Here is a 26955-nt window from a genome sequence, read left to right as displayed (position 1 = left end):
CGCAATGCGGTCTGCATCGATGAGGCGCAGGTACCCGCGCCAGTTACGGCCAAAGCCATAGCGTTTGCCGTCCGCAATCTCCTGCTGCCAAGTCTCAGTCGCCATGGGGTTCTACCTCAAGCGCACGTTATGCGGAATTCTAGAGCACTCGGGGGTCGCTCGCAATAGCCGTTGGGGCCTGCCCGTGGCGTGCGGCGCACGCCGACAGGATTGGTGGCGGCGAGTGGACTCGAACCACTGGCCTAGGGATTATGAGACCCTCGCTCTAACCATCTGAGCTACGCCGCCTGAATCTGGATATTTTACCAAACCGCGCGTCTAAGCCAGATTTTCCGGTCGAGCCAAGGCCACGCCCGGCTGGCTAACCACGTAGGCCCCGGCGCGATTGGCCAGCTCCGCAATTGCCGCCAGGGGCAATCCTGCGGCAAGACCGAGCCCCACTACCGCGCTGACCGTGTCGCCCGCCCCGGTCACATCTGCCACCGCCTGGCCTCGTCCGTCAATCCAGCGCTCACGCCCGTCCGCGCCCAGCAGCGCCATGCCCTCCGCCCCCCGTGTGACGAGTACATACGCGCAGCCGTGCCGGCGCAGCAGCCGCGCCGCCGCCCGCCGCAACTCGCGGTCGGTACCCGTAGGCAGGCCCGTCAAGGCCTCAAGCTCGCTGCGATTGGGCTTCAATACCGTCGCGCCGCGATAACGCAGCGCGGGCAGCTTGGGATCCACGCACCACGGTAGCCCGCGCTCCGCACACAATGTAGCGACGCCCCTGACGAGCACGGGGGTAATCATTCCTTTGGCGTAATCGGAAAGGACTACGGCATCAGCCGTTGCCTTTTTCAGTCCAGCCAGCAGGGCGCGGGAAACCGCCGGCGCCGCCACGGCATTCGTTTCACAATCGCAGCGCAGCACTTGCTTGTTGCGGGCGAAAACGCGGTACTTAACTGTCGTGGGGCGATGTGGCACGACCGGCAAGGCCCCGATCTCGATGCCCGCCCCTTCGGCCATACTCCGCAGTCGCCGGCCGGCGGCGTCGCGTCCCACCGCCGCGAACAGCACCGCCTGTCCGCCCAGCGCGGTGATGTTGGCCGCAACATTCGCCGCCCCGCCCAGCGCCCAGCTTTGCCGCTCCAGCAGCACCACCGGCACCGGTGCTTCCGGCGAGATGCGCGTAGCATCGCCCCAGAGCGATACGTCCAGCATGGCGTCGCCGATCACCGCCACGCGCCGCCCGCGCAACGTGCGGAGATGTCTTTCCAGCGGTGCTACGCTAGCCATCGCTGCCCCTGGCCCGCAGGTCCTCGACGTATTTGGCCACGCCTTCCTCCAGGCTGTGCACAACGAGAGCGCAGCCGGCGGCGCGCAACCGGGTGAGATCGGCGCAGGTGTAGTACTGATAGGCGCCGCGTAGGCTCTCCGGCATTTCGATGTAATCGAGTTGCGGTTCGCGCCCCAGAGCTGCAAATACTGCCCGCGCGAGATCGTTCCAGCTCCGCGCGACGCCGCTGCCCACGTTAAAGATGCCGGCTGCCGCCGCGTGCTCCACGAACCAGGCAGTGATGCGGGACGCATCCTGCACATAGAGAAAATCGCGCGTCTGCTCGCCGTCTCCGATTCCCGGTTGGTAGGATTTGAACAACTTCACGGAGCCCGCCACCCGTATCTGCTCGTAAGCTTTGAGCACCATGCTGCGCATCTCGCCCTTGTGAAATTCGTTAGGCCCGTATACGTTGAAATACTTTAGGCCCGTGATCGCCCCCGGTCCTGCGAATGCGCCGTGCTGCCATGCCCATAAATCAAATGCATGTTTGGAAAACGCGTAGGCGTTGCGTGGCCGCAACTGGGCGAGATGGTGGAGGGCATCACTGTACCCGTGCGCGCCGTCGCCGTAGGTTGCGGCACTGGAAGCGTAGATGAAACGCACCCCGTGCTCCAGGCACCACCGCGCGAGCTCGCGGGTGTAGGCGAAATTATTGCGCATCAGGAACCCAGCATCCTTTTCTACCGTGGAACTGCACGCCCCGAGGTGGACGATGGCGCGCGGCCAGGTTGCAAGCTGGCCGTTGGCCAGAACGCGCAGGAATTCATCCCGATCCCAGTAATCGGCAATCGCCACGTCGGCGAGATTGCGCCAGCGCGCGTCCTCGCCCAGCACATCCACCGCGCCAACTCGCCAGCCGTTGGCCGTCAGTTCGCTGGCCAGAGCGCTACCCAGAAATCCAGCCGCGCCGGTGATTATCACCCAATCCATGGCTCACATTGCGCCCGGTCGTGAGGCGGCCTGGCTACGGCTTTTGGTACACAAAAACCAGATTCTCGTTTTTGCCGTGGGCGCCGACAAGGTTGGTGGCCGATTTTGCCAGCGCCGCGATTTTTCCCTTCCAATTCTGTTGTCCCCATGCCCAAAAAAAATGCGGTTCTAAATGCTGGCGCTGCCAAGCCCGGCCAGTCGACCGCATGCCCTCATGGAAATTCGCTTCACTAAAAGTCTGTTGGTGGCCCCAGCGATGAAAACGCGCCCCGCAGCCGGGACAGACCACAAGGCTGTCGGTCAACGGCTCACAATACGGCACGGTTCCCAGCAAGACACCGCCGGGCTGGAGGACCCGCCAAATTTCCTGCAAGCCGGCCCGCCACTGCTCCGCGTTCAGATGCTCGAAAACTTCCGTGGCTACAATGGCCGCAAAGGTTGCGCTTTCAAAAGGAATGGCCTCAATCCTCCCCGTCTGCGCGTGGATGCCCGCCGCCGCCAGTCGGGCTACGGTTTCGTCGTCGGGATCTAATGAGTGGCTGTCAAACCCGCGGCGTTGGAGCGCGGTCTCGAGATAGCCATTCCCCGCTCCGATGTTAAGAATGGCGGCCGGCGGCCGAACCCAGCGCCCAACCTGGCATACGAGAAAATCGTGTCTCGCGCACGACCCGTCGAACGAACCCTTCCCCTCGCCCTGGAAGTACCGCCATATGTTGTCCTGGTTTTCGAGCTTCTCCATTAGTCCCCCATGCCCCCGCTGGCCGCGGGCGCACTGCGGCGTACGACAAAGCCTTGCCCGGTCGGCACATGGACAACGCGCTCCGGTTTGTCCGCCATGAACCCATCAAAGGCCCTCCGCGCCCCCGGGCAACTCTTAAACCCATAGTCGTCGCACACGATCAATCCTCCCGGCACAGTGCGGGGATAGAAAAACTGCAGCGAGTCCAGCGTCGGCTGGTATAGGTCCACGTCCAGGTGGACGAAGCAGAATCTCCGTTCCTCGACCTCCCTAAAACGTTCGGGGATCCACCCCCGGTATAGGACCGCCGGCATGCCCGCCAGAACCTGGCGCGCGTGTTCCTCGCCCACGCTCAAATTGCCGCCCTCCCAGTATTGGCCGTCGCTGGCGCCGGGTTGCGAGAGCCCGGCAAACGAATCGAATCCAAAATGCGTTTTCCCACTGCCCCGGAAATGATCGCAGATGAGCCACGATGAGGTCCCCTGGTAGACCCCGCATTCAGCAGTATCGCCCGGGTACCCGTCCACGAGCTGCAGCAGCTCTCTTAGCAAAAACTTGCGGTCGGCACTGCGCAATCCCTGTGGTTCGGCCCTCCGGTACCACCGCCAGAACCGTTCATCGTCGGGCCACGATTTAAGCGCTTCCGTGAGGACCGCGCCCGGAGAGATGCGATTGGCGATGGCTGCTGCCAGTTTGTACCTGGCCTCCTCGCGCTGTGGCCCAGCGGCAAAACTCATGCGCCAGAGTGTGCGTGCGAGTGTGACGGTTTTCATGTCTTTCTTTTTTGCGCCCGCGGTTATAGCGGCTGAGGGGTTTTCACCGCCGCACCTCCCGCATCCGGCGCCGGAACAAAATTGGAGTAAACAGAGCCGCGGCAGCAGTGGTGGCCAAGTACATGCAGCTTGTCGCCAGAGCAATCCCGACTATACCCCAGAAATGCATGAAGAACAAATCCAGGGCGACATCAACCGGGAGCGCGATCACCGCGCCCCAGAGCAGAAAGCCATTGCCTTGCAGGGCCGAGAGCAACCGCACAAACAGGATGCCGACCACGTAGAAAGGGATCTGCAGAGCCAAGGCGATGAAAAGGTGCGAAACCAGCACGGCGTCGGCAGGTTTGAATGCGCCGCGCTGGTAAAGCAAACGTACTAGGGGCTCAGAAAAAATGATTAGTGCGGCGGTGAGAAGCAGAGAAGCCGCCATCGTCCATTTCGCGTAGGTGTATAGCGTGTGGCGGCAGCCTTTCCAGTCGCAGGATGCAATCTGCTGGGAAAAATACGGCAGCATGGCCGAGCTGATACTGACCGAGCCTAAAGCCAGGACCGCGAGGATGATCCGATTGGCATAGGCGAGGGCCGCTACGCTACCCGCCGGCAGCGTGGCGGCCAGTACCTGGTCGACAAGGGTGGTGCAGCCCATTAAAAATGCTCCGGCCAGCATCGGGGTGTATTGGCTCCCAATCTGGCGCAGGTAGCGATCGGCCCCGTGCCAGCCGAATCGAAACCCTGGGTAGCGACGGCGTACCGCTGGCCCCAGGATCAGGCACTGGAGGAGTGATCCTCCGGCGAAGCCGATACTCAGCACGTAAATGCCCAGCGGTCGGGCGCATGTAAGCAAGAGGAGAATGGCGAGCAACGGGGGCAGGATGGCGCTGGCGGCCGGCAGAGCAAACGATTCCTCGGAGTTCAGAATCGCAATATAAATGACAGCCAGACCGCCAAAGATCAAGTACGGCGCGAGGGAATACAGCAGGTGGCGCGTCACCACCAGCTTGGCTGCCGAAAAACCGCTAGCTAGCCAAGGGAGATAGTAGGAAGCCGCGGCGCATACAAGTAAGCTGCAAACCAATAGCAGTAGCAGGCTGGCGGTCACCACGCTCGAAAGCAGTTGTGTTCGTGCCTGCCGGGGCTGGTCATTGCGCGCGGCAATGAAACTGGGGATAAAAGCGCTGCCGAATGAACCCGCAATTAGGCTGGCCAGGAATTCCGGCAGCATCAGCGCGATCAGAAACGCATCCAGTGCGTCGGAGCGGCCGAATTGGCGGGCCACCAGCGATTCTCGTCCAATCGCAAACAGTTTGGTGCAGATCGACAGGCTGGCGGTGATGGCCGCCGCCCAAAATATCTTTTGATTGATCGACCGGTCCCGCCCGCGCCAACCTAAACGTTGCAGCACGCGGGGCCGTGGCTCGGGACGCGCGGCCACGGGCGAAGGCGGGCTAGGGGTCATCGGCTCGCGACCGCGAGCGCTGCGTCCAAGCCGATGGGCATGTGTTGCGCTTGCAGCCAGGCTTGGAACATGAGAACGATCCAGAGCTGAGCGCTGCAATCGGCGCCCGCCAAATGCTTCTGCCAAAGCGCCTGCACTGCTTCCGGGCGCAGGATCCCCTGCTGGCGTATTCTGTCCTCGGCCAGCAAGTCCTCCGCCCAAACGCGCAACGGGCCTCGAATCCATTCGCCCACAGGCACGCCAAATCCCATTTTCGGGCGATCAACGAGACTTGCAGGCACGTAGCGGTTCAGCACCTCCCGCAACAGCCATTTGCTTTTCCCCTTCTGGCGCTTCAACGCATAGGGCAGGCTCCAGACGAATTCCACCACCCGGTGATCCAGCAGCGGAACGCGCGTCTCCAGGGACGTCGCCATCGCCGCGCGATCCACCTTCACGAGAATGTCGTCGGGCAGATACGTCAACGTGTCCAGGTACATGAGCGTTTCAACCAGATCCAGCTTTCGCGGGGGCGGTTCGCGCAGCAGTTCCGGGACTGACGGTGGATCCACAAGTACCAGGTCCGGCTGTAAAAACTGGGAGAGGGTCGCCTGGTGGCGCTCCACTGCCGAGCGTGCATCCAGAAATGCTGCCAGCCGGCCGCCTTCGTAGCGCGGGGAGAAGCCATGAACGCCGCGCGCTGCCAGCGTCACCAGACGCCCGGCGCTCCGGCGCAGCGCAGGAGGAAAGTAACGCACCAAACTCCAGATGAACTCCCTGCGGTCGTAGCTGGAATACCCTCCCAATAATTCATCGCCCCCATCCCCGGACAGGCACGCGGTCACCTGTTGACGAGCCAAAGCGGAAACCAGCGCCGTCGGAATCTGGGACGAATCGGCAAACGGCTCATCGTACAGCGTGGGAAGGCGCGGAATAAGGTCAAAACAATCTTGTGCTGTTAAGTAAAGTTCGGTGTGGTCCGTGCCGAGATGTGTGGCGACCGCGTGCGCGGCCTCAGCCTCGTTGAACCCGCGCTCATGAAACCCGATCGTGAACGTACGCACGCGCCGCGAGCTTTGGGCTTGCATCAGCGCCACGATCGTGGACGAATCGATGCCGCCTGACAGGAACGCGCCAACGGGCACGTCCGCCACCATCTGGCCCGCAATCGCGTTGCGTAATCGCAGCTCCAGCTCGTCCACCGCCTCTTCTGGGTCGAGGAAGGAGCGGATCGGCGTCTCGGCAACCACGCGATCCAGACTCCAGTACGGCTCCGGCGCGGGAAGGCTTCCAATGTCCTGAACCCGCAAGAACGTGCCTGGCGGAAGCTTCTGGCAGTCCTGGAAAATGCTGCCCGGCCACGGAATGTAACCGTAGCGAAGGTATTCGCGCAGCCAGCGCTGGTCAATGCGCGGGCGCCAGCGCGGATGAGCGGAAAACGCTTTCAGTTCCGAGCCAAAAAACAGCACGCCCTCCTGCTGAGCGTAATAGAGAGGCTTTTCTCCCAGGCGGTCGCGTGCCAGCGTCAGCGCGCGCTCCTGCCGATCCCACACGGCGATGGCGAACATTCCCACGCTGCGCTTCAGAGCCTGCTCGAGCCCCCACGTTTCTACCGCTGCCAGCAGCACCTCGGTATCGGAATGGCCCCGAAATTGGCACTGCGATTCTAATTCTGCCCGCAATTCAGCGAAATTGTAAATTTCGCCGTTCAAAACCAACACGAACCGTCCGGAAGCGGAAATCATCGGCTGCTTGCCGGCATCGGATAAGTCCAGAAGTGCAAGCCGCCGATGGCCGAGCGCTACACCTGCTGTTGCATCGACCCAGTCCCCCTCCCCATCGGGGCCCCGGTGCGCCAGTCGGGAGCTCATCGAGCGCACCAGCGCGCTCATGGCCGCGGCAGAGTCGCGATTGCGATAATCCCAATATCCTGTAATGCCGCACATAGCTAACGATTATGGCCCATACGAGATGCACCGGCTGGCAAAACCTGATCCCACAGCGCCAATATCCGGCTCAGCGAGAACCGTTCCGCCAACTTCCGGGCGGCGTCGCCCAAGCGAGCCCGGCGTTCCCGATCCTCCATTAACGCCCACAGGGCTTGCGCCATCGCCGCTGGATTCTCGGGTGGGATGAGTATGCCACTGAGGCCATCCACGACGATATCGGCTGGGCCGCTGCGGCAGTTGCATGCAATACAGGCGACCCCTGCGGCCATGGCCTCGCACAGCACATTGGGGAAGCCTTCGAACCGGGAGCTGAGGACAAATATGTCGGCCATTCTCATCACCTGCGAGCTATCTGCGCACAGCCCCGGCAACGAAACTCGATCGCCCAAGCCAAGCCGTTCCCGCTGCGCCTCCAGCGCCGCACGGTCCCGGCCTTCGCCAAATATTGCCAACTTCCAGCCCTGCGCTGCACGCGGAAGTTGCGCAAACGCCTCGAGAAGTAAGTCAAACCCCTTTTCGCTGGTCAGCCGCCCCATGGCGACCACCAGACGTCGCGCGGGTGGGATCTCCGGCGCCGCGCTAGTGTCCTGAGTCAGAAATGCATCGCAACCCTCAGACCTGTCGCATGCGACTTGTCCCCAAGAAAAGTCGCACGCTCCGTCCCGAAGATTCACAACTTTCCTCTGACTCCGGACACTAGTTGGGGGCAGGACGGGGTTGGCAATGATTCGCGGTGGGCGGGACAACGTAACGCTTAAACCGCGCGCAGCCGACGCGGTCTGGAATATCACTTCGGTTGCCCATCGGTAACTGATGCGCCGCAATCGCTCCCAGATTGGCGGAATCCGGTACTGTGAGGGATCGACGCGTTCGGAAATGAGTACGGGTACGCCAAGTCCTCGAGTTGCAAACAGTGCGATCACGTTCGTTACATCTCCAAAAACGATCAAACTGTCGGGTCGCATGGACTTGGCAAGTTGTCGCAAACGCCGGCAGCGCCGGAAGTTCTGCCGCAAGCCCTGCCATGTCGTTGTCGACTCCGCCTCGCAGTCCAGACGATGTAATTGCACCCGCTCGTGCAGAGCGTAGAACGGCTTGGCATCCGGTTTTTCCATGGTGGCCAGATGGACTTCGTCGCCGCGCTCCGCCCAAGCGCTGGCCAATATGGAGATAACGCGTTCCGCTCCTCCGGGGCGCAGGGAAGCAATCACCAACAGGAGCACCCGCGATCCGGCGCCCGCGGGCGATCCCGGCTCACGGCAAGTGTTGTCGCAGGCTGACGGGGCGCTACGGTTCCCGATGAGACTATCTCCTCGTCTTGAACTCTGCATCATGGATGAACTGCTGTGCGCGTCAGCCCAGGGCGATGGGCCGGCTTGCCTCGAAATCACTGCGTGATGTGCCCGTTCGGTCGGGATCCTGACTTGCCTTTATCGGCGCGGCTGCGAGGGCGCAGCAGATGAAAAACAGAATCGCATTGGCCGGTGCGTGGAATTCAAAATCGACTGCGCTCTGCGCCAGAAACCCCAAGGTCCCGACGCAGGCCGCGAGACAGATCGTGCGATCGTAGCCCGCGAGCGCTCTCCAGCGCTGCCAGGTGCCGTACAGGTACAGGGCCAGAAATGCCAGCACCAGCACGGCCCCCATCACGCCCATCTCCGAGAGGGTTTGCAGGTATTCATCATGGGCGTGATCGACTTGTAAGCCGCTATCGAATCGGGCATAACGCGGATAAATGGCGGCAAACGTCTCCCACCCCGTGCCGGTCCAGGGGTGATCGCGAAAAATATCCCAGCTACTTTGGGCCATCCGCACACGCTCCGTGGCGCTGGGATCGTGATGGGCGAGCTGAGCGAACCGGTTCCACAGCGGCTGCAGGTTCGCCATATAGACAAAGGCGAACAGCAAGGCCACCCCCACCGTGCCGGCAAAAAGCCGGCGCTTTTGCGCCCGCCACGGCCGCCATAAAACCAGCAGGCCAATTCCTCCTTCCCCCAGTGCCGCCAGCACCCCGCCGCGGGATTGCGAAATCACCAGTGCGGCCGCGCCCAGCGCGGGCACCAGACCGCGCCGTATCCAGCCCACCCAGGGCGCGTCGCCAGACCGGTCGCGACGGAACGCAACCACTACCGCGACCGGTAACAGCAGTAACATACAGCCGGCAAAGTGGTTGTGATAAACAAAAGGCCCAACCGGCGTGCCGTAGGTGGCATCACGGAACCAGTAAATGTATCCGCTCGCGGTAAAATACTGAAAGATGGCTTCGCCCGCCAGCACGCCGGTTGCGGCCCAGACGAAGCGGGCGGCCCAGCGGCTGCTCCGCCGCGACTGGGCGCCAAACAAGGCGAGGTAGAATACGGCGCCGGGCAAGGCGAGCTGCAGGATACCCGTCAGCGTCAGCGCTGGCGCCACCGTCGCATGACCCAGCCATTGCCAAACCGCCATCGCAAAAAATGCCAATGCGGGTACCAGCATCCAACTCCACGGCAACGGCATCCCGCGCCAGGCGCAGGCGATCAGCAGCACCGACACGCCGCCGCAGGCCACAACCAGGAGCGGCGCCCAGGCCCAGGCATGCACGCCCCCAAGGCCGGCAATGGCCAGCGCAACGATGATGGCCGCACCGGCCGTGGCCCGCCAGCGCCAGCGTGCCAGAGGGATCACTGTGTCCATGCTCCTCATGGGGTTGCCTCCGCCCGCATGGACACCTCCGCCGTCTGCAACTCGCCGCGCAGCGGCACCTGGCCCAGCGGTCTTTGATAGCGGCAAGCAACGTAAAACAAACGTGTGCCCGGAGGAGGCGTGAAGTCCAGTAGCGTCGTCGCCCAGCCTGGCATCAGCGCCACGGGCGCCTGGGACAGTACCCGCCCGTCCAGGCCGCGGAAGGCGAGATAAATGCCCTGCGCATCGCTTGCGCCCAGCCAGCGGCTGTGCATCTGCACCCGATAGTGCTGCCCGGGCGCCAGGGCGATCAACTGTTCAAACAGCCATCCCTGGTCGGGTTCCATTCCCCCGAGCCGTACCGATACCACGGGGTTTGGCATCACGTTGGAGATGAGCAACAGTTTTACTGCGGCCGATGCCGTCCAGCCAAAGCCGAACCCCGGCCATGAGTGTTGAAATTGGCTGTCGCTGACCCTGCCGGCCTGCGCCCGTTCCTGGCGGAGATATCCCTGCCGGACGGCAGTATTCCACGCCCTCAGCGCGAAGGCCGCACGCCCACCACGATCGTGGTTCGCGGCCTGTACCTCCCCGGCCCGCCGCGCAGGCGGGCGGCTGACCACGCCCAGGATTGCCTCCAGGCCGCTGCGGCAATTCGGAAACAACCGTTCCGGGCACGTCAGTCGATCCCACACCTGTTCGGCTGCGGCGAGCGCGCTGTCATCGAGGAGCACGCCGGCGATGGCCAACGTTAACTGGGGCCGCTGACGGGGGAGAATGGCCAGCAGCGGTTGCGGATCGTTCCCGCTGGCGCGCAGGCAGGCGGCAACAGCGATCGGCGCCTGACTGGCGGGCGCAATCGCCAGAGCATGTTTCATTTCCGCCCAGAAGCCTGCCTCGTCGCCCAGCAGGAGATGAAAATTGGCCAGTTCGTAATGTGCTGCAAATCCCTGGCTGTCCTGTGCGGCGTGCTCCAGCGCCCTTCGCGCCGCGGGTAGCTCGCCAAGGCGATACTCCGCCATTCCCAGACTCCGCCAGTTCTGCCAATCATAACCGTCCAGTTCGGTGGCTCTGCGGGCGCTCGCCAGGGCAGCCTCCGGATTGAAATCCAACTCCAAATCGGCCTGCTGACGCCAACTGCTGGCGATGTCCGGCCGCATGGCAATCGCGTCCCGCAAATGCCACAGCATGGCCTCCGCCGGCATGGCATCGTTATTGACCGCTGCGCTATAATGCGCGGCCACCATCGTGCGCACCGCCATCCAGCTCAGCATGAGGCTTATAGCCAGCACCGGCACGCACACCGCCAACGCAAGCCACCTTCCCGCGCCGGTGGCGCGCTGCGATCGTGCCCGCCAGGGCTCCCCCACCAGCCGGGCGCTCCGATGCTGTGGCGAATGGGGATGCGCTCGCCGGCCATGGACGCTCATAGCGCCACCTGGTCTGCGATCGCGTGGGTGGCGGCCGGGGAGACCTTTGGCCGGCCCCGGAGCGGCAATTTGCGCAGCAGGCGCCAGAGCAGCCAGACGCCATGGGCTTGCGCCCACACGAACACGAAATAGAATTGATAGCGCTCCCGGTACTGGCCCAGCGCATTGGCACTCAGTGCGTACAGAATCGTGAGCTCGACCGCATAAACCAGCAACAAACGTGCGGTGCGGGAGCTGCGCCACAAGGCTACCGCGCCCAGCACGGCAAACGGCAGTCCTATCCAATGGAGCACCATCGCGGGATAAAGGAACCCGACGTTCCTACCCAGCTCCCAGGGTCGCGGGGTCAGCAAAAAATGCCCGATACCGTAGAGGATCTGTTGCGGCTGCAAGTCCCGCAAAACCTCGCTGCTGCGCGCGCTGAGATGAATGAGTCGCGCGACCGCCGCCGCGCCGACGACGGCGACCGGCACCAGCCATATCTTCTGAAGTTTCTGCTCGGAAATAGTGAGCCACAACCCGAAGGCCACCACCACGGGCAGGGCGGCGTAGTAGCGCACACTGGTGAGCACGAGGCTGATCACCGCCAGCCAAAGAATCGATCGGAGACTGAATCGCCGCGCCAGCAGCAGCAAATAATACAACATCATGAGCAGCAGGCAGAGAACAAGAGAATCTTTAAGGTCAGCGAACGAGCTGTAACAAATCATCATGGGGTGCAGCAGCATGGCCGCGGCCATGACTTTGGCGTAGAACGGGCGTCCGCCACAGAGGATCACGATCCGGTATAGAAAAAAGCCCGCCACAAGCGTTGCAGCGACGTTGGCCAGTACAGGCACGCAGATCCGGATGCCGAACAAGCTGAACCAGAGCAAGTTCCAAAGAAATGGTCCAATCTTGATCCTATCTCCGGCGACGACCTGGGCAAAGCGGAAGCCGCTTGCGGTGAACAGCACGGTGAAGACGTTGTACCCGGAAGTGAGCAGCTTAGCGCCCCCATTCGCGTATGTGTTCGCGTCGATACCGATCCAGGCGCCGCGGAAGTAGTACTGGAAATAGGCAATGGGAATCGCAAAACGGATCAGGACCACGAGCACCGCAACTGCCGTGGGCAAATATTTGCGGGTTAAAAAAATGCAGAACCCAACCAGCAGTGCTGCTTCCAGCCAGGCGGACTGGTTCAAAGTGTGCGGCATGTCACCCGCTACAGCAGCGCCTCCAAAACCGCAGCCGTCTGCAACGCTGCCGTACCTGCTCCAAACTCATTGAGAATCCTCTGCCGGCAACGCGCCCCGGCCACCGCTGGCTCCCATCCTAGTACCGCCTGCCAGGCCGCTGCCAGCCCCGCCGCATCGCCCGCGGGAACGACCATGCCAGTATCGCCGACCAGGTAAGTCGTATCGCCGACGTCAGTTCCCACGCAAGGCACCTCACAGGCCATAGCCTCGCCCAGGCTGTTCGGGAACCCTTCCGAATCCGAGCTGAGCGTGCAAAGGTTCAGGCTGCTGTAGAGAGCCTCCAGGTCAGTACGCTCACCCACAAAATGCATCCGCAATCCCAGCCCCAGTCTCTGCGCCTGGGCGCGGAGTGCCTGCGCATAATCCGCCTTACCGCCGCCCACGCAAAGGAAATGGACATCGGGCGGCATCTGGGCCGCCGCCTGCAGGAACAGCGTGTGGTTTTTCACCGGATCCAGCCGGGAGATGATGCCGACCACTGCAGCCCCGGCGGGAATGCCCCATTGTTGCCGCACCCGCAGTCCGGCCGCCGCGTTTGGCCGAAAGCGCTCGGTATCGATGCCGTTGTACACCACCCGCGCCTTCACTTTACCCTGCGTTGCGCGTAGCAGCAGTCGGCGGCCAGCCTCGCTATTGGAGACGACCGCGTCGGCCCAACGTTGGAGGCCCCACTCGAACCGCAGCAAAACGCGCTCGCGCTGCGACGAAAGCTGCTCCGGCGCGAGCGTGCTGCGCATGCCACAGACGAGATGCACGCCGCCCAAAAGTGGTCGGCAGAGCAACAGCCGGAGATTGGCCCCCGGCAGAAACGAGTAGATCCACGTCGCTTGCAGGCGTCGTAAAACCAAGGCCAGCGCCAGCACATTTCTGCGGCTGCTGGGAGCTTGCACGTGCCGCACCCCTGCCGGTGCAGGAAACTGAGCCATGCCCGGAGGCACAGCACGGTAGGTCACGAGAATGACCTCAAACTTGCTCTGATCCAGATGCTGCGCGAGCGTGACGAGTTGGCGCTCCGCGCCTCCTACCCATAGGCTGCCAATCAACAGCACGAGCCGTCGCCGCGGCCCACGCTGCGCGCCAACCTTCGGCAAATGCACCCCGGCTGGCGTTGGCGCTACCGTATCGCCTCCAGAACCGCCGCCGTCCGCTGTGCCAGTGCCGCCGTACTGTAGCAATCAAGGATCCGCTGGCGCGCCCGCTGTCCGGCCCGAGCGCGATCCCAGCTCAGAACCGTTCCCCAGGCCTTCGCCAGTGCCGCCGCATCATCCGGCGGCACGGTGACTCCGGTTTCGCCCAATAGCGCGGCGGTGTCGCCCACCTCAGTGCCCACACAGGGAACGCCGCAGGCCATTGCCTCCGCTAATGCATTGGGCAGGCCTTCAAAACGCGAGCACAGGGTACACAGGCTCAAGGCGTTGTAGGCGGCGCCCATATCTGCGGTGTCGCCGGTAAACAGGACCCGTGCGCCGAGCCCCAGCCCCTGCGCCATTGTTTGCAGTTCGCGGATATAATCCACGGGGCCACCGCCAATGCAGGCAAACTGCACGGCGGCAGGCATTTGCGCGGCTGCCAGCAGAAACAGCTCATGATGCTTGGCGTAGTGCAGGCGCGCCACGATTCCGATCAGAGCGACGTCGTCGCGAATGCCGTGCTCCTGCCGGAAGCGCCGTCCCCCATCTGCATCTGGCCGGAATCGCTCCGTGTCAATTCCATTGGGCACTACCCTGGCCTGGATCCGTCCATGAGAGGCGCAGGCCAGCAGGTCGCGGCCAGCCTGGCTATTGGCGATGACCCCATCCGCCCAGCGAAGAAAAACGGGCTCGGCCCGCAACATGATCCGGCGGCGCAGCGAGGGGGCCTGCCGCGGCCGGCAGCAACTGCGGAAGCACATGATCAGCCGAGTTGTGCCCAGCCAGGGTCGGTAGAGTACCAGGCGCAGATTCGCCCGCGGCAGACCGCCGCAAATCCATGCCGGTTGCAAGGCCCGCAGACGTCGCAGCAATTTCCGGTTCCAGCCTCGCCCCGGCACGTGGACATGCTGGACGCCTGGGGGTACGCAAAACGTAGCCACATCCGCAGGCACGTCGCGATAAGTGATGACGATCACCTCAAAGCCCTTCGCGCCCAGGCTTTGGGCTAACGTGATCAACTGCCGCTCCGCACCGCCGATCCGCAGGCAGTCGATGAGCAACACCAGCCGCCGCCGCTCTTCACGCGCCATTGCCATGCTCACGGAAATCGCTGGCGGCAGCTTGGAGGAGCCCGGAGCGCCAGCGGGCGCACCCGGCCGGGAATCGAAGCCCGCACTCCAAGCGATCAACGGGAGCGACCCGGGCAAAAAGTGGCGAGCCACAACGGGCGCTGCTGCACGCATCCGCATCCGCCTCACAGCTACGCGCTGGCGGCCGCCGCCGCTCGCACACGGTCGCCAAGTTGCCTCCAAGCCTGTTCATAGACGCGCAAGGTCGCCTGCACGACCCTGCTTTCGTCAAATTCTGCGGCAACCAGCCGGCGCCCGTTGGCGCCCATGCGGGCGCGTAGTCCAGCATCGGCGGCGAGGCGGGCGACGCGATCCGCTAATTCCAGTGCATCTCCAGGGGGAATCAGAAAACCGGTCAGTCCCTCCTGCACGATCTCCCGGCAGCCGGGCACGTCCGTGGCCACCAGGGGCTTGCCCATTGCCGCCGCCTCGATCAGGATGCGGGGCACGCCCTCTCGAATCTGGCTCGGCAACACGACCACGTCGCTGCTCTGCAGCACCTCCCTCATATCCTCGCGGTGGCCAAGATACCGGATCCATTTTTTTTCCACCCAGGCGGCGATCTCCTCTTCCCCAATAGCGCCGAATAAGCCCCGATCCGGTTTGCCCGCCAGCACGAACTCGACGTGCAACTCACGCTCGCGCAAGTATCGCGCCGCCGCTACAAACTCGCGCACGCCCTTAAAGGCGTTCACGCGCGTGGCCATCAGCACAACCACAGCGTCGGAGGGCGCCCGCGCGGTAGCAGTGAAGCGTTGCAACGAGACGCCGGAGCCGCGGATGAGGTGGAAGTTGCTTGCCCGCAACGCCCGCCATTGTTGTAACTCCTGGATGTCGTCGGGGTTTTGCAGAATGTTTTCCACGCCCGGCCCATTGCACGCCAGCCCATACCAGCGCCGCATCAGGCTTCGGGCCGGACGGGAACGCAGTCCCGGTGCCGAGAACGCGGACCAAAGGCCAGCCGGAGCGTTGACTACGGCGTAGCTATGGCGACACCAACGCCTCACCAGCGCGCCGTAGAGCATTGGCTTGACGGTGAAATAATGCACGAGATCGGGGCGTACCTTGGCGATCACGCCCGTCAACCGCCGCATCTCGGCCACCGCCCGCCATGGCCCACTCACTTGCCGCGATAGCTTCCAACTGTGGCAAGGGAAACCCAGCCTCCGCAGACGCGGCAGATATTCCCCCTCCGAACCCAGTAGATGCACTTCATGTCCTTCCGTCCGGATCGCCTCCGCCAGCGCGAGACGATAGTTGTACAAATACCAGTCCAGGTTAGCAACCATCAGGACACGCATCGGTCTACCGCCACCTTGCTCTGGCGCAATGTTCCAGCGCTCTGCGGATATTATTCTTCGCTACAAACCATCTCATGCGTCAGCGACCAAGCCAGATTTATGTCCCCTGGCGTGACGCCCTAAAAGATGCGCCCCGCGTTGTAACCCACGGCGAGGGCCAAAGTCTGCATGCTGGTATTGATCACCGCGGCCAGTACCTTGGATCGCTGGCTCTCCGCAACGTAAACTACCGCACCCGAATGGAGTGCAATATCTTCTGCTCGGCGTTTCAATATGCCGTCTAAATTGACTACCAGATCGGGCGGCGGTGTTGCGCTGGCGCTTTGGTACATGATTTGCACATGCTGCTTGTCCGCCGTCCCACTCAGTCCTTGCGCGAGCGCTAGGGCCCGCAGCAGGGTCATGCGCTGGCCCGCTGTGATTGGAAACGCCCCCGACTTAGTCACAGCCCCGACCACGTATACGAATGTGGCAGGTTCCACTTGTACTGACTCTTGCCCCGTCAGCAGTGGGCCCGATTGCAGACCCTCGACGATCGGCTCCAGGGGCAACTCGGTAACTTGTGGCCTGCCGCCTCCCTCGGGCAAGGTCCGGATGCGGACCTGATCCCCCGCCTCCTGGCTCAGCCCGCCGGCGCGGGCAATAGCTTCTGCCAGCGTCAGCGGGCGGATGGCCTCCAGAACCCCGGGATGATTAACTGCACCGGACACCACAACCATGTGACTCGCTACCTCTCGCACTACCACCCGCACCTGCGGTTGATGCGCCAAGTGCGCTCGGGCCAAGTCTGTGACGATTCGCTGTGCGATTTGTGGCGGTGTCGCACCCGCGGCGTGGATGGGTTGGCCCAGGTAGGGGAGGGAAATGTCACCGCGTGCGTCCACCCTATACTGACCGGTCAGGTCGCGCATCTGATCCACCAGGACGGTCAACACATCATCATCCCCTACTACATAGGTGTCCGGCGCGGCCGGCACTACCAGATTGGCATCCAGCGTACTTACCGCCGGCTCGGCTGGTGCCTGAGTGGTTTGCCCCTGCGCTTGCGCACGCAAACCTGGTGCCCCTGCGATTCCTATGGCAGCCATGAAGATGCAACCCAAGCCAATGTTCCGGGAACGCCGCCTCATTCTTATTCACTCTCCTCGCCGTCGCCATCCGAGTTGTAATAGTTGTGATAGGCGCTCTGGTAGTAGTAGTACGGATCCAGCCGCGCGCTCACGCAGTTGAGCACGATACCGGTGACGTCAACGCCGGTGGTGCGCAATTGGCGCAGCGCGCCGCGAACCAGGTTCCGCGCTGTTTTCCCCGCACGCACCAGCAGCACTAGCGCATCCGTATCCCGGGCGATGGCCCCGCTATCGGCGAATCCCAGCGTGGGGCCGCAGTCAATGATGACGCGGTCGAACCTCTCCCGCAATCGATCGAGAACGGCGGGCCAGTGTTGCTGCAGCAGCTCGGCGGAGTTGGTCACCGTGGGGCCGGCGGTAAGCAGCGTCAGATTGTCGCGCCTTGAGGGCTGCAGAGCCGCTTCCAGATCCATCGTGCCCCGCAGCACCGGCGATAACCCGCGCTGATTCGCCACCCCGAACAGCCGGTGAACCCGCGGCTTGCGCAGATCTCCGTCGACCAGCAGCGTGGATTGCCCCATCTGCGCCATCGACGCCGCCAGATGCCCGGCCGCCGTGGATTTACCCTCCGCTGGTAGGGCGCTGGTAATCGCCACGACACGCGCCTCCGCAGCGCCCAGCAGAATGGCGCTTTGCAGCGAAACAATCGCTTCGTGGTACGGGTGCCGCGCCTCGCGGTCCTCCTCACTGCCGCCGCCGGCGAGCTGCAGTTCGTTCTCTGATTCCAGCAGCGGCAGCAGGCCTAGCACCGGCACGCGGAACAGCAATTCGACCTGTTCGGCAGAGGCCACGCTCTGATCCAGAGCGTCGCGCGCCAGGACAAATCCCACGCCCGCCAGCAGCGAAAGCAGCAGCGCTACTGCTGCGGTGAGCTTGGGGCGGGGCGCGACGGGCCGGAAATCGGGCCGCGCCGGGCTGACCACCCGGGCGTTGGTGGTGTGAAAACCGGCGGCCAGCTTTGATTCTGCAATCCGCTGCAGCAGGTCGTAATACAGCTTGGTGTAGTTCTGCGCCGCCGCCTGCAAGCTCCGGTAGGTGATGGCACGCCGCTCGAACTGGTCCATGGCCTGCTTTTGTTGGGCCACGGCTTGCTCCAGCAGCATCTCCTGCAGTCGAGCCGCCACGAATTGGGCCCGTGCCGCCCCGGCCAGCCGCGCTTGCGCCTGCTGCACCGCTTCCTCGTCCCGTCGGACGACCGTACTTTGTTGGCGATAACGCGGATGGCTGGTCCCGTAGATCTGGCCCAGAACCTGCAACTGATTCTGGTCCGTCTGCAGCCGGCCACGCAGTGTCTGTACTTCCTGGGTCAGTGTCGGATTTGTCCATCCCGCAGCCGCCCCCGAGTCGATCACCCTCACCGCCGCTTGCATCTGCATGCGCTGGCTTTTCGCCTTCGTGAGGTCGCTGTTCAGCTCGGTGAGCCGCGCCACCATGATATTGTCTTTGCTGTCCGGATCGAGAATGTTGGCGCGGCTCTCGTAGCTGACTAAATTCTGCTGTGCCTGCTCCGTTTGTGCCCGCAGATTGTCCAACTGACCCGACATGTAGGCCGTAGACTGGTTCAGTGCCTGCGCCCGGCTGTTGTATTCCAGATTCAGAAACGAGTTGGCAATGGCGTTGGCAATCTGCGCCGCCAGAGTTGCGCTCTGCGTCTGATAGCTGACATTCAGCAGCAGCGAGGCTGGCGGTCGACTCACGCTCACGCCATTGGAAAGCTGGCGGAGTACGTCGTCCGGCGAAGGGGTGAGGTTCGGGTGCGAGGGAGCGCGGAACGCGGGGTTATCCTGCAGGTGTAGCTGCTCGACCACTTGCAGCAGCACAGCCGGGCTCGTCATTACGGTCTGGTCGGTCAGCACCAGTGCGTCGCTGTCCGCGGTGCTTGCCCGTTGCAGATGCTCGTCCCCGACCACCTGCGCGCCCAGCGCGTCCACCTGCAACGTGGTCACCGCCGCATACTGCTTCGGCCGCGTGAGCGCGATCAAAGTCGCAACAGCCGTAACGACACAGACAAATGTAACCAGCCGCCACAGATTTCTCTGCAGCAACCTGCCGTAATACACCCAGGGCGTGCCACTCCCTGCCGGCCGCTCTGCTTGCGGTCCCGCCTCTTCCGTTGCTTGCCACCAGGGCGCCGGCGCGCCCGCCCGCCCGGCGACCGGCTGCGGCGGAGGGATCGGGGAGGGTTGTTGTACAGCTTTGGGCATAATTTCAATCTTCTCGTCGTTACCAAAGGCGGGCGCAGGCGGCTACCTGCGCCCGCCCCGGTCTCCGCCAGTGGTCGACTTGCGTTGTTCTGGTTGGCGGCGGAGCGCCGACTGTGTTCACGCTGCCTTTCCGGCAATCGGTCCGGGGGGACTCAATCGAAGGTTAATGCTGGTCAGTATATTCGTGAAGCCGGCCGCATTGCAAGCGGCAGGAGCGGCCATGCTGCAACGCCGGCTCAGATCTCAGGTGTCCTACTGCCACACAAGGTCCGCCGCCGGGCCCGCTGCGTTTCAGCTGCCCCCCATTGACTCTCTCGGCTGTCTTTCCGTTGCGGGTTGGCCCGGTTTTCGTCTACACTCTAGCTTCTCGGGATTTTCTTCAGATCCGCGTGCGAATCGCAAGGCGATTTGCGGCAGATACTCAGGGCTGTTTTATGCTTCTTGCCATTAACGACCGCACCGCCAAAATTGGGATCATCGGCCTCGGTTACGTAGGCCTTCCGCTCGCGCTGGTGTATCAGCATGCCGGCTTCCATGTCACCGGTTTTGATAACGACGTCTCCAAAGTGACCAGCCTGGCCCAGGGGCGGAGCTACATCCAGCATATTGGCGCCGAGACGGTTGCCGAGGCCGTGGCCTCGGGCCGATTTCAAGCCACCACCGACTTCGACCGCTTGGCCGCGCTGGACGCCATCCTGATCTGCGTACCCACGCCGCTGACCGACAAGCGTGAGCCCGACGTGAGCTTTATCGAAAATGCCGGCCGCGAGATCGCCCGCCGCTTGCGCCCGGGCCAGCTTATCGTGCTCGAGAGCAGTACCTACCCGGGAACCACCGAAGAGGTGCTGTTGCCCCTCCTGGAAGCCAGTGGCGTGCGCTGCCGGGCGGAGCTTAAAGCCATGGCGCAGGCCGCGCATGCCAGCGCGTCGGTCGCGGTGGCCGACACGGGGCGCGCCTATGTTGCTTATTCCCCCGAACGCGAGGACCCAGGCAACCGCGATTTCACCACCCGTACGATTCCCAAGCTGGTGGGTGGCATCGACCCGGAATCCGGCGCCCTGGCGCTGGCACTGTATTCGGCCGCTTTCGAGAGCGCCGTCGGCGTCTCCAGCGCCCGCGTTGCCGAAATGGCAAAAATCCTGGAAAACACCTATCGTTGCGTCAATATCGCGCTCGTCAACGAGCTCAAGCAGCTCTGTCTTCGCATGGGCATCGATATCTTCGAGGTCATCGAGGCCGCAGCCACCAAACCCTTCGGATTCCATCCTTTCTACCCCGGCCCCGGTTTGGGCGGGCACTGCATCCCCATCGATCCATTTTATTTATCCTGGAAAGCTCACGAATTCGATTTCACCACTCGGTTCATTCAGTTGGCGGGAGAGATCAATACCGAGATGCCGTACAAGGTCGTCGAGGCCATCACCACCGCGCTCAACCGCCGCCGCCTCCCGGTGGACGGCGCGCGCATTTTGATCCTGGGTGTCGCTTACAAGAAAGATATTGACGACTTGCGGGAATCACCCGCGCTGAAGGTGATTGAATTATTGTCCAAATTGGGCGCCGAAGTGAACTACCATGATCCTCACTGCCCGCGCGTCTGGCGAGGACGCCATAATGATTTCGAGATGGCCTCGATCCCATTTATCCCAGCCGACGCCGCGCAATTCGATTGTGTTGCAGTCCTGACGGATCACACCGACTTGGATTATCGCGCCATCGCCTGCCACGCCCGCCTGCTCATCGATACCCGCAACGCCACGCGTGGGCTCCGTGCCGATAACGTCGTCCATTGCTGAACCGCGCGTGACAGCACCGAGCGTCGCTGGGCCGGTGGCGGCAGCTTGGAGGAGCCCGGAGCGCCAGCGGGCGGACCCTGCCGGGAATCGAAGCCCGCACTCCAAGCGACCATCGGGAGCGACCCGGGCTAAAAGTGGCGAGCCACCCCCTACGTCGTCAAGGTTAGCGGCCCGAACCCGATTGCGGACGCACGCAATACACCCGGGAGCTGCTCCCCAGGAGCTTCGCCAGCCATTGGCGCTTCGGCGCCGGTAAGGCGCTACCGAACAAGAGGCAGCCTGTGCCGAACATGCCTACGGGACGGTCGCGTATCACCGTGAAACCATTCTCCCCAAAGCTGCGCCGCCAGCGGCCGCGCCGGAATCGCCAAAGCTCAAATCCTGCATGCGGCCCCAAGGCAAGAGGAGGCTGGATCAGAGCCGCGTAGCCTGCGGCGAGCGCGTCCCTCCAGGCGCCTCGGCGGGTGTGGTTTCGGGGAGGTCTCCATGTACTCCAGGCCACGGCGCGAGCCAGCGCCATTGCAGCCATCGGAAACGAGGCAAGGCTGGTCCAAAAACGCCAGGACACCGTTGGCACCACGTGAACCGCGTAGCCCCCAGGTCGCAGCACCCTCCGCATTTCCCCGCTCAGCGATCCCAGATTCCTGACGTACATCAGACAGTGCGACGTGTACACAACATCAGCGCTGGCATCCGCCACCGGCAGATGCTCGCCCTCGTATTCCTGCACAGGAAACACCCGGTTTCGCGCATAGTGAGCGTAATTCCTGTAGCCAGATTCACGCCGGTCCACCGCCTGCACGCTATAGCCATGTTCCTGCAGGTAGCGTGCCTGAACTCCCGTACCCGCTCCGATTTCCAGCACGTCGGCTCGCGCCGGAAACTCGTTGAGAATCGCCTCCAGCTCCCAAATCCGAATCCGATTCAGATCGTTGGCACCCACGATCATGCACCGGCGCGCTGCCGGTCGCCATACTCGCCGAGCGTGAGCCCCTCGGCTCCGCTTGCCCTCCAAAACGTGAAGAGCTGCTCATAGCAGCGGAAAACCTTAGCGATCGAGTCCTCGGAAGGCCAGTAGGGACTAGCCCCGGCGATCATTTCCGATGAGTGTGTCATCATGTTTGCAAAGCCTTGCCGCGCCCAAGCCCATTTCGAAATGCTTTTCATAAGCTCATTGGAGCTATTCCGGCGAAGCCGCAGCCATTCGGGCGTAAGCTTGACCCCGAGTATTTTGCGGTTGAAAGAATCGGGACGGATCAGCCAGGTAGGCAGCCACGACCGGCGGATGGAACACGGCACCTCGATGACTTCGCCGATGAAGTGCGGTTTTGCACTGGCGAACCGATAATCTGGGCCCCGCGATTTGCGCCAATCGATACCGGGCGTGATGCTCGTGTCATATCGAATACCGAGGCGCTCCAGCACCCGATGATGCGCCGCGCTGAAACCCCAGCGTCCGGCCCGATGCGACACGACAGGTCCAAACTCCTCCCGCAGCAGCCGTAACAGCGCGTCGAGCTTCGCTTCCAGCACTGCCTCGGGATACTCCGTAGCGCACCTTTTTTCCCCATCGAGCGGGTGCTGCGGTGGAATTTCCCACAGATGAGGATGAGCGCCGATTTCGCACTCGCCGGTGCGCAGCATCTCCAGCAGCGCCAGCCGGTAGGGCCGGTTTTCTGCCACGGAGTGGGTTACCAAATAGGTGGGGCGAACCCCATACTGGCTACAAAGGCGATGAAAACGGCGCAGGCCGTGGGCGCTTTCAAACCCCGTGCCCAGCGGACTTTGCCAGCAATTGTCTGGTTCAACGTCAACGGTGAAGATGACGATAGGCTTCATGATCCTGCTCTCTGGCTGAAATCATCAGTGCTCATCCCTGTTGGAGTTCCGATCTGGCCGGCTTCGCTCGCGGCGCCCCAAAGCCTGCCGCGTGGGCTCACGCCTTCAAGCTCGCGCCCCTAGCCCCCTGCCCACGGTACCAGCCCACTGTCCGTTCCAGTCCCTCGGCAAAGCTCACCTGCGGCTCATACCCCAGCAGCTCCCGTGCCCGGCGGATATCGGCCAGCGAGTGCTTAACATCGCCGGAACGTTCCGGCCCATAATGCACCTCCCCGGTATACCCCAGCATCGGCCGCAGCAGAGCCAGCACCTGTTGGAGCGACGTCCTCTCGCCCGTGGCCACGTTCACTACTTTCCCAGCCACGCGATCCGCCGGGGCTTCGGCCGCAAGCAAATTGGCCGCTACCACGTTATCAATATAGGTGAAGTCGCGGCTCTGCTCGCCGTCACCGTTCACCTGCGGCGCGTTGCCGTCCAGCATGGCGTTGATAAATCGCGCCAGCACCGCCGCGTAAGGACTATTGGCGTCCTGATAGGGTCCAAAAACATTGAAATATCGCAGACTCAGCGTCGTCAGCCCATAGCTCGCGTGGAAGGCCTGCAGATAAAGCTCGCCGGCCAACTTGGCAGCCGCATAGGGAGATAAGGGCGCCGGCACGAAGTCTTCGCGCTTGGGTAGGGTCGCACTGTTGCCGTAGGCCGACGAGGATGCCGCATAGATCACGCGCTCCACGCCCGCTGCCCGCGCCGCCACCAGAAGATTGACGGTAGCGTCCACATTGGCCCGGTTGCTCTCCAGTGGCTGCGCTACCGAGCGTGGCACGCTCGGGATAGCTGCCTCGTGAAACACCACCTCCACTCCCTCGCAGGCGCGCTGTGCGCACGCCGTGTCGCCGATGTCGCCCTCGATAAATTCCAACCCCTCGCAGCGCTTTAGATTTTCACGCTTCCCAGTGGCGAAGTTATCGACCCCGCGCACCCGCTCGCCCCGCTGCAGCAGCGCCGCTGCCAGCGCGGAACCAATGAATCCTGCCACCCCAGTCACCAAATACACCTTCTGCATAGTCAGAGTCTATCATCGCCCTTGCTGCACCTGGCGGCAGCTTGGAGGAGCCCTGAGCGCCAGCGGGCGGACCCTGCCGGGAATCGAAGCCCGCACTCCAAGCGACCAACGGGAGCGACCAGGGCTAAAAGTGGCGAGCCACCGAGCCTCCCCGCCGCTCAAGTTAAAATAGTCCTCCGGAGGCCTTCATGAACTCTTTTGGCGCGCGCGCGCCCCTCGCCGCTGGCGGCCCGCACATCTATCGGCTCGATGTCCTCGAAAAATCTGGCGTAGGCCCGGTCTCCCGTCTCCCCTACGCCATGAAGATCCTGCTCGAAAACCTCCTCCGCCACGAGGACGGCCGCTTCGTCACCGCCGACGACATCACCCGTCTCGCCAATTGGAACCCCCGCCACAACTCCAATCGCGAAATCGCCTTCACCCCCGCCCGCGTCCTTTTGCAGGATTTCACCGGCGTCCCCGCCGTCGCCGATCTCGCCGCCATGCGTGATGCCTTCCGCGCCCGCGGCGGCGACCCCAAACTCATCGGCCCGCAGCAGCCCGTCGAGCTGGTCATTGACCACTCCGTCCAGGTCGACCGCTACGCCTCCCCCTCCGCCTTCGCCTTCAACGCCGAGCGCGAGCTCCAGCGCAACCGCGAGCGCTACCTCTTCCTCCGCTGGGGCCAAAAGGCGTTGCAGAACTTCCGCGTCGTTCCCCCCGATACCGGCATCGTCCATCAGGTGAATCTCGAGTATCTCGCCCGCGTCGTCGTCCGCTGCAAGTGCAATGGGACCGTCGAAGCCTATCCGGATTCCCTCGTCGGCACCGACTCCCACACCCCCATGGTCAACGGCCTCGGCGTCCTGGGATGGGGCGTCGGCGGCATCGAGGCCGAAGCCGCCATGCTCGGCCAGCCCATCTCCATGCTCCTGCCCGATGTCCTCGGCGTGCGCCTGCTCAACCACCTCCAGCCCGGCACCACCGCCACCGATCTGGTCCTCACCATCGCCGAAGCCCTGCGCAAAAAAGGCGTCGTCGGCAAGTTCGTCGAGTTCTTTGGCGAGGGCGTCCGCCATCTCACCATCCCCGACCGCGCCACCCTCGGCAACATGTCCCCCGAGTACGGCGCCACCATCGCCATCTCCCCCATCGACGAAGCCACGCTGCACTACCTCCGCTTCACCCATCGGGATCCGGACCGCGTCTCCCTCGTCGAGCGTTATGCCAGGGAGCAGGGTCTGTTCGGCTCCGATACGCCCGCCTCCAGCTACACCGACGTGTTGGATTTCGATCTCGCGCAGGTCGAACCCTCCCTCGCCGGTCCCAAGCGTCCGCAGGATCGCATCCCCCTCAGCCGCAGCAAATCCGCTTTCGCCCAGGCCCTGCCCAAGCTCCTGCCCACAGGCGGCACCGCTGCCGCCAAAGCCGAAAGCAACGGCCACCAATTGCATCATGGCTCGGTCGTCATCGCCGCCATCACAAGCTGCACCAACACCAGCAACCCCACCGTCCTGATGGCCGCCGGCCTGCTCGCCAAAAAAGCCGTCGAGCGCGGCCTCAAATCCCAACCCTGGGTCAAAACCAGCCTCGCCCCCGGCTCCAAAGTCGTCACCGAATACCTCAACAAAGCCGGTTTCACGCCCTATCTGGAGCAGCTCGGCTTCAACCTCGTCGGCTACGGCTGTACCACCTGCATCGGCAACAGCGGCCCGCTACCCGAGGAGGTCGCCGCCGAAGTCCAGGATCGCAATCTGGTCGCCGTCTCCGTCCTCAGCGGCAATCGCAACTTCGAGGGACGCATTCATCCCCAGGTCCGCGCCAACTACCTCGCCTCCCCGCCTCTCGTCGTCGCCTACGCCCTCGCCGGCGACATGAACCGCGACCTCACCACCGAGCCCCTCGGCCAAGGCAAAGACTCCCAGCCCGTCTACCTCCGCGACATCTGGCCTACGAACGAAGAAGTCGCCCAGGCGGTGGAAAGCTGCGTCTCGCCCGACATGTTCGCCCGCGAGTACAGCAACGTCTTCACCGGAGATCAGAACTGGCAGGGCCTCCAGGTCGCAGGCGGCGATTTATATCACTGGGATGAGGCTTCCACCTACATCAAAAAGCCCCCCTTCTTCGAGGGTGTGCCCGAGGCTCCGGACGCTATCCGCGCCGCCCGCGTCCTCGCCTACCTCGGTGATAGTGTCACGACGGACCATATTTCCCCCGCCGGCTCCATCGCCGCCAAAAGCCCCGCCGGCGAGTACCTCATCGCCCACGGCGTCCCGCCCGCCGATTTCAACTCCTACGGCTCCCGCCGCGGCAATCACGAGGTCATGGTGCGCGGCACCTTCGCCAACGTCCGCCTCCGCAACCGCCTCGCCCCCGGCACCGAAGGCGGCTTCACCCGCCACCTCCCGGCCGGCCCCGGCGGCCAAAAGGACGTCATGACCATCTTCGCCGCCAGCCAGATCTACGCGGCGGAGGGCGTTCCCTGCATCATCCTCGCCGGCGCCGAGTACGGCTCCGGCTCCAGCCGCGACTGGGCCGCCAAAGGCCCCCGCCTGCTCGGCGTCCAGGCCGTGCTTGCCGTCAGCTTCGAGCGCATTCACCGCTCCAATCTGATCGGCATGGGCATTCTGCCGCTGCAGTTCGCCGACGGCCAATCCGCCGACTCCCTCGGCCTCACCGGCGAAGAAACCTATGACATCCCCGCCGGCAAATCCCTCGAGGCCGGCGGCTCGATCGATGTCACTGTCACCTCGCCCGACGGCTCCCAGCGCCGTTTCCCCATGACCGTCCGCCTCGACACCCCCATGGAGCTGGCCTACTACCGCGACGGCGGCATCCTCCCCTACGTCCTCAACCAGTTGGCGGCGAATGGCGCCGCCTCTGTCGCCGCCCCCGCCCAGGAATGCTAAG

At 63.4% G+C, this 26955-nt stretch carries 20 protein-coding genes and 1 tRNA gene; 2 read left to right on the top strand and 19 right to left on the bottom strand.

The genetic code is table 11. The features are described 5' to 3' along the window. Positions 1–211: 211 nt before the first annotated feature. From EPN33_06560 to EPN33_06485, 16 genes are all read right to left on the bottom strand, one after another. A tRNA-Met gene (locus EPN33_06560) sits at positions 212–288 on the bottom strand. A 30-nt stretch (positions 289–318) separates the two neighbouring features. Beyond that, the gene (locus EPN33_06555) at positions 319–1275 is read right to left on the bottom strand and encodes a D-glycero-beta-D-manno-heptose-7-phosphate kinase (GenBank protein TAN23142.1); all 957 of its coding nucleotides are present in this window, start codon (positions 1273–1275) and stop codon (positions 319–321) included. Then, on the bottom strand, positions 1268–2248 hold the full coding sequence (gene rfaD / locus EPN33_06550; protein TAN23141.1) for an ADP-glyceromanno-heptose 6-epimerase: 981 nt from the start codon (positions 2246–2248) through the stop codon (positions 1268–1270). The genes EPN33_06555 and rfaD overlap by 8 nt, the downstream gene beginning before the upstream one ends. A gap of 34 nt (positions 2249–2282) precedes the next feature. Then, positions 2283–2987 carry a class I SAM-dependent methyltransferase gene (locus tag EPN33_06545; GenBank protein TAN23140.1) on the bottom strand — a complete coding sequence of 235 codons (705 nt, stop codon included), beginning with the start codon at positions 2985–2987 and terminating at the stop codon, positions 2283–2285. Continuing rightward, positions 2987–3760 (bottom strand): methyltransferase, encoded by a 774-nt coding sequence (locus EPN33_06540; protein ID TAN23139.1) that lies wholly within the window; start codon positions 3758–3760, stop codon positions 2987–2989. The genes EPN33_06545 and EPN33_06540 overlap by 1 nt, the downstream gene beginning before the upstream one ends. A 43-nt stretch (positions 3761–3803) precedes the next feature. Continuing rightward, positions 3804–5342, bottom strand: coding sequence for a virulence factor MviN (locus tag EPN33_06535; GenBank protein TAN23138.1), 1539 nt, complete (start codon positions 5340–5342; stop codon positions 3804–3806). Further along, a complete protein-coding gene (gene asnB, locus EPN33_06530) occupies positions 5213–7141 on the bottom strand; it encodes an asparagine synthase (glutamine-hydrolyzing) (protein TAN23137.1) in 1929 nt (642 codons plus the stop codon). Before asnB ends, EPN33_06535 begins: the two co-directional genes overlap by 130 nt. Before the next feature lie 2 nt (positions 7142–7143). Then, positions 7144–8478, bottom strand: coding sequence for a glycosyltransferase family 4 protein (locus tag EPN33_06525; GenBank protein ID TAN23136.1), 1335 nt, complete (start codon positions 8476–8478; stop codon positions 7144–7146). Between the two features lie 19 nt (positions 8479–8497). Next, positions 8498–9826 carry an O-antigen ligase family protein gene (locus EPN33_06520; protein ID TAN23135.1) on the bottom strand — a complete coding sequence of 443 codons (1329 nt, stop codon included), beginning with the start codon at positions 9824–9826 and terminating at the stop codon, positions 8498–8500. Next, positions 9823–11079 (bottom strand): hypothetical protein, encoded by a 1257-nt coding sequence (locus EPN33_06515; GenBank protein ID TAN23134.1) that lies wholly within the window; start codon positions 11077–11079, stop codon positions 9823–9825. The genes EPN33_06520 and EPN33_06515 overlap by 4 nt, the downstream gene beginning before the upstream one ends. A gap of 152 nt (positions 11080–11231) precedes the next feature. Next, entirely contained in the window at positions 11232–12431 is a 1200-nt protein-coding gene (locus EPN33_06510) for a hypothetical protein (GenBank protein TAN23133.1), read from the bottom strand. A gap of 8 nt (positions 12432–12439) precedes the next feature. Beyond that, positions 12440–13648 (bottom strand): glycosyltransferase, encoded by a 1209-nt coding sequence (locus EPN33_06505; GenBank protein TAN23132.1) that lies wholly within the window; start codon positions 13646–13648, stop codon positions 12440–12442. Continuing rightward, the gene (locus tag EPN33_06500; GenBank protein TAN23131.1) at positions 13588–14853 is read right to left on the bottom strand and encodes a glycosyltransferase; all 1266 of its coding nucleotides are present in this window, start codon (positions 14851–14853) and stop codon (positions 13588–13590) included. Before EPN33_06500 ends, EPN33_06505 begins: the two co-directional genes overlap by 61 nt. A gap of 11 nt (positions 14854–14864) precedes the next feature. Next, positions 14865–16034, bottom strand: a complete 1170-nt coding sequence (locus tag EPN33_06495) for a glycosyltransferase family 1 protein (GenBank protein ID TAN23130.1) — start codon at positions 16032–16034, stop codon at positions 14865–14867. A gap of 119 nt (positions 16035–16153) precedes the next feature. Beyond that, a complete protein-coding gene (locus tag EPN33_06490; GenBank protein ID TAN23129.1) occupies positions 16154–17164 on the bottom strand; it encodes a hypothetical protein in 1011 nt (336 codons plus the stop codon). Between the two features lie 2 nt (positions 17165–17166). Beyond that, positions 17167–19368, bottom strand: coding sequence for a polysaccharide biosynthesis tyrosine autokinase (locus tag EPN33_06485; GenBank protein TAN23128.1), 2202 nt, complete (start codon positions 19366–19368; stop codon positions 17167–17169). Positions 19369–19802: 434 nt separating this feature from the next. Between EPN33_06485 and EPN33_06480 the strand changes: the two genes are divergently transcribed. Then, complete coding sequence (locus EPN33_06480; protein ID TAN23159.1) at positions 19803–21164, top strand: nucleotide sugar dehydrogenase; 1362 nt, start codon at positions 19803–19805, stop codon at positions 21162–21164. A gap of 163 nt (positions 21165–21327) precedes the next feature. On the opposite strand, the gene EPN33_06475 is transcribed toward EPN33_06480, so the two are convergent. The 3 genes from EPN33_06475 to EPN33_06465 form a co-directional block, all read right to left on the bottom strand. Further along, positions 21328–22113, bottom strand: coding sequence for a class I SAM-dependent methyltransferase (locus EPN33_06475; protein TAN23127.1), 786 nt, complete (start codon positions 22111–22113; stop codon positions 21328–21330). Further along, positions 22110–23003: a hypothetical protein gene (locus EPN33_06470; protein TAN23126.1), complete on the bottom strand. Its 894-nt coding sequence runs from the start codon at positions 23001–23003 to the stop codon at positions 22110–22112. Before EPN33_06470 ends, EPN33_06475 begins: the two co-directional genes overlap by 4 nt. 97 nt (positions 23004–23100) lie before the next feature. After that, positions 23101–24066 (bottom strand): SDR family oxidoreductase, encoded by a 966-nt coding sequence (locus EPN33_06465; GenBank protein TAN23125.1) that lies wholly within the window; start codon positions 24064–24066, stop codon positions 23101–23103. Positions 24067–24254: 188 nt separating this feature from the next. Between EPN33_06465 and acnA the strand changes: the two genes are divergently transcribed. Continuing rightward, positions 24255–26954, top strand: coding sequence for an aconitate hydratase AcnA (gene acnA / locus EPN33_06460; GenBank protein ID TAN23124.1), 2700 nt, complete (start codon positions 24255–24257; stop codon positions 26952–26954). Position 26955 lies beyond the last annotated feature (1 nt).

This window comes from Acidobacteriota bacterium, assembly GCA_004299485.1.
In the GTDB taxonomy this organism is placed as follows: Bacteria; Acidobacteriota; Terriglobia; order Terriglobales; family SCQP01; genus SCQP01.
This window is presented reverse-complemented; position numbering and strand designations above follow the sequence as displayed.

What these genes read in the sequence shown, in the direction of transcription:
- EPN33_06510 (TAN23133.1), bottom strand. Translation starts at nt 12,431, where the DNA reads ATGCCGCACACTTTGAACCAGTCCGCCTGGCTGGAAGCAGCACTGCTG.
- EPN33_06480 (TAN23159.1), top strand. Translation starts at nt 19,803, where the DNA reads ATGCTTCTTGCCATTAACGACCGCACCGCCAAAATTGGGATCATCGGC.
- EPN33_06545 (TAN23140.1), bottom strand. Translation starts at nt 2,987, where the DNA reads ATGGAGAAGCTCGAAAACCAGGACAACATATGGCGGTACTTCCAGGGC.
- EPN33_06500 (TAN23131.1), bottom strand. Translation starts at nt 14,853, where the DNA reads ATGCGGATGCGTGCAGCAGCGCCCGTTGTGGCTCGCCACTTTTTGCCC.
- EPN33_06475 (TAN23127.1), bottom strand. Translation starts at nt 22,113, where the DNA reads ATGATCGTGGGTGCCAACGATCTGAATCGGATTCGGATTTGGGAGCTG.
- EPN33_06540 (TAN23139.1), bottom strand. Translation starts at nt 3,760, where the DNA reads ATGAAAACCGTCACACTCGCACGCACACTCTGGCGCATGAGTTTTGCC.
- EPN33_06520 (TAN23135.1), bottom strand. Translation starts at nt 9,826, where the DNA reads ATGAGGAGCATGGACACAGTGATCCCTCTGGCACGCTGGCGCTGGCGG.
- acnA (TAN23124.1), top strand. Translation starts at nt 24,255, where the DNA reads ATGAACTCTTTTGGCGCGCGCGCGCCCCTCGCCGCTGGCGGCCCGCAC.
- EPN33_06525 (TAN23136.1), bottom strand. Translation starts at nt 8,478, where the DNA reads ATGATGCAGAGTTCAAGACGAGGAGATAGTCTCATCGGGAACCGTAGC.
- EPN33_06490 (TAN23129.1), bottom strand. Translation starts at nt 17,164, where the DNA reads ATGAGGCGGCGTTCCCGGAACATTGGCTTGGGTTGCATCTTCATGGCT.
- EPN33_06515 (TAN23134.1), bottom strand. Translation starts at nt 11,079, where the DNA reads ATGCTGAGCTGGATGGCGGTGCGCACGATGGTGGCCGCGCATTATAGC.
- rfaD (TAN23141.1), bottom strand. Translation starts at nt 2,248, where the DNA reads ATGGATTGGGTGATAATCACCGGCGCGGCTGGATTTCTGGGTAGCGCT.
- EPN33_06555 (TAN23142.1), bottom strand. Translation starts at nt 1,275, where the DNA reads ATGGCTAGCGTAGCACCGCTGGAAAGACATCTCCGCACGTTGCGCGGG.
- asnB (TAN23137.1), bottom strand. Translation starts at nt 7,141, where the DNA reads ATGTGCGGCATTACAGGATATTGGGATTATCGCAATCGCGACTCTGCC.
- EPN33_06470 (TAN23126.1), bottom strand. Translation starts at nt 23,003, where the DNA reads ATGAAGCCTATCGTCATCTTCACCGTTGACGTTGAACCAGACAATTGC.
- EPN33_06495 (TAN23130.1), bottom strand. Translation starts at nt 16,034, where the DNA reads ATGCGTGTCCTGATGGTTGCTAACCTGGACTGGTATTTGTACAACTAT.
- EPN33_06485 (TAN23128.1), bottom strand. Translation starts at nt 19,368, where the DNA reads ATGCCCAAAGCTGTACAACAACCCTCCCCGATCCCTCCGCCGCAGCCG.
- EPN33_06465 (TAN23125.1), bottom strand. Translation starts at nt 24,066, where the DNA reads ATGCAGAAGGTGTATTTGGTGACTGGGGTGGCAGGATTCATTGGTTCC.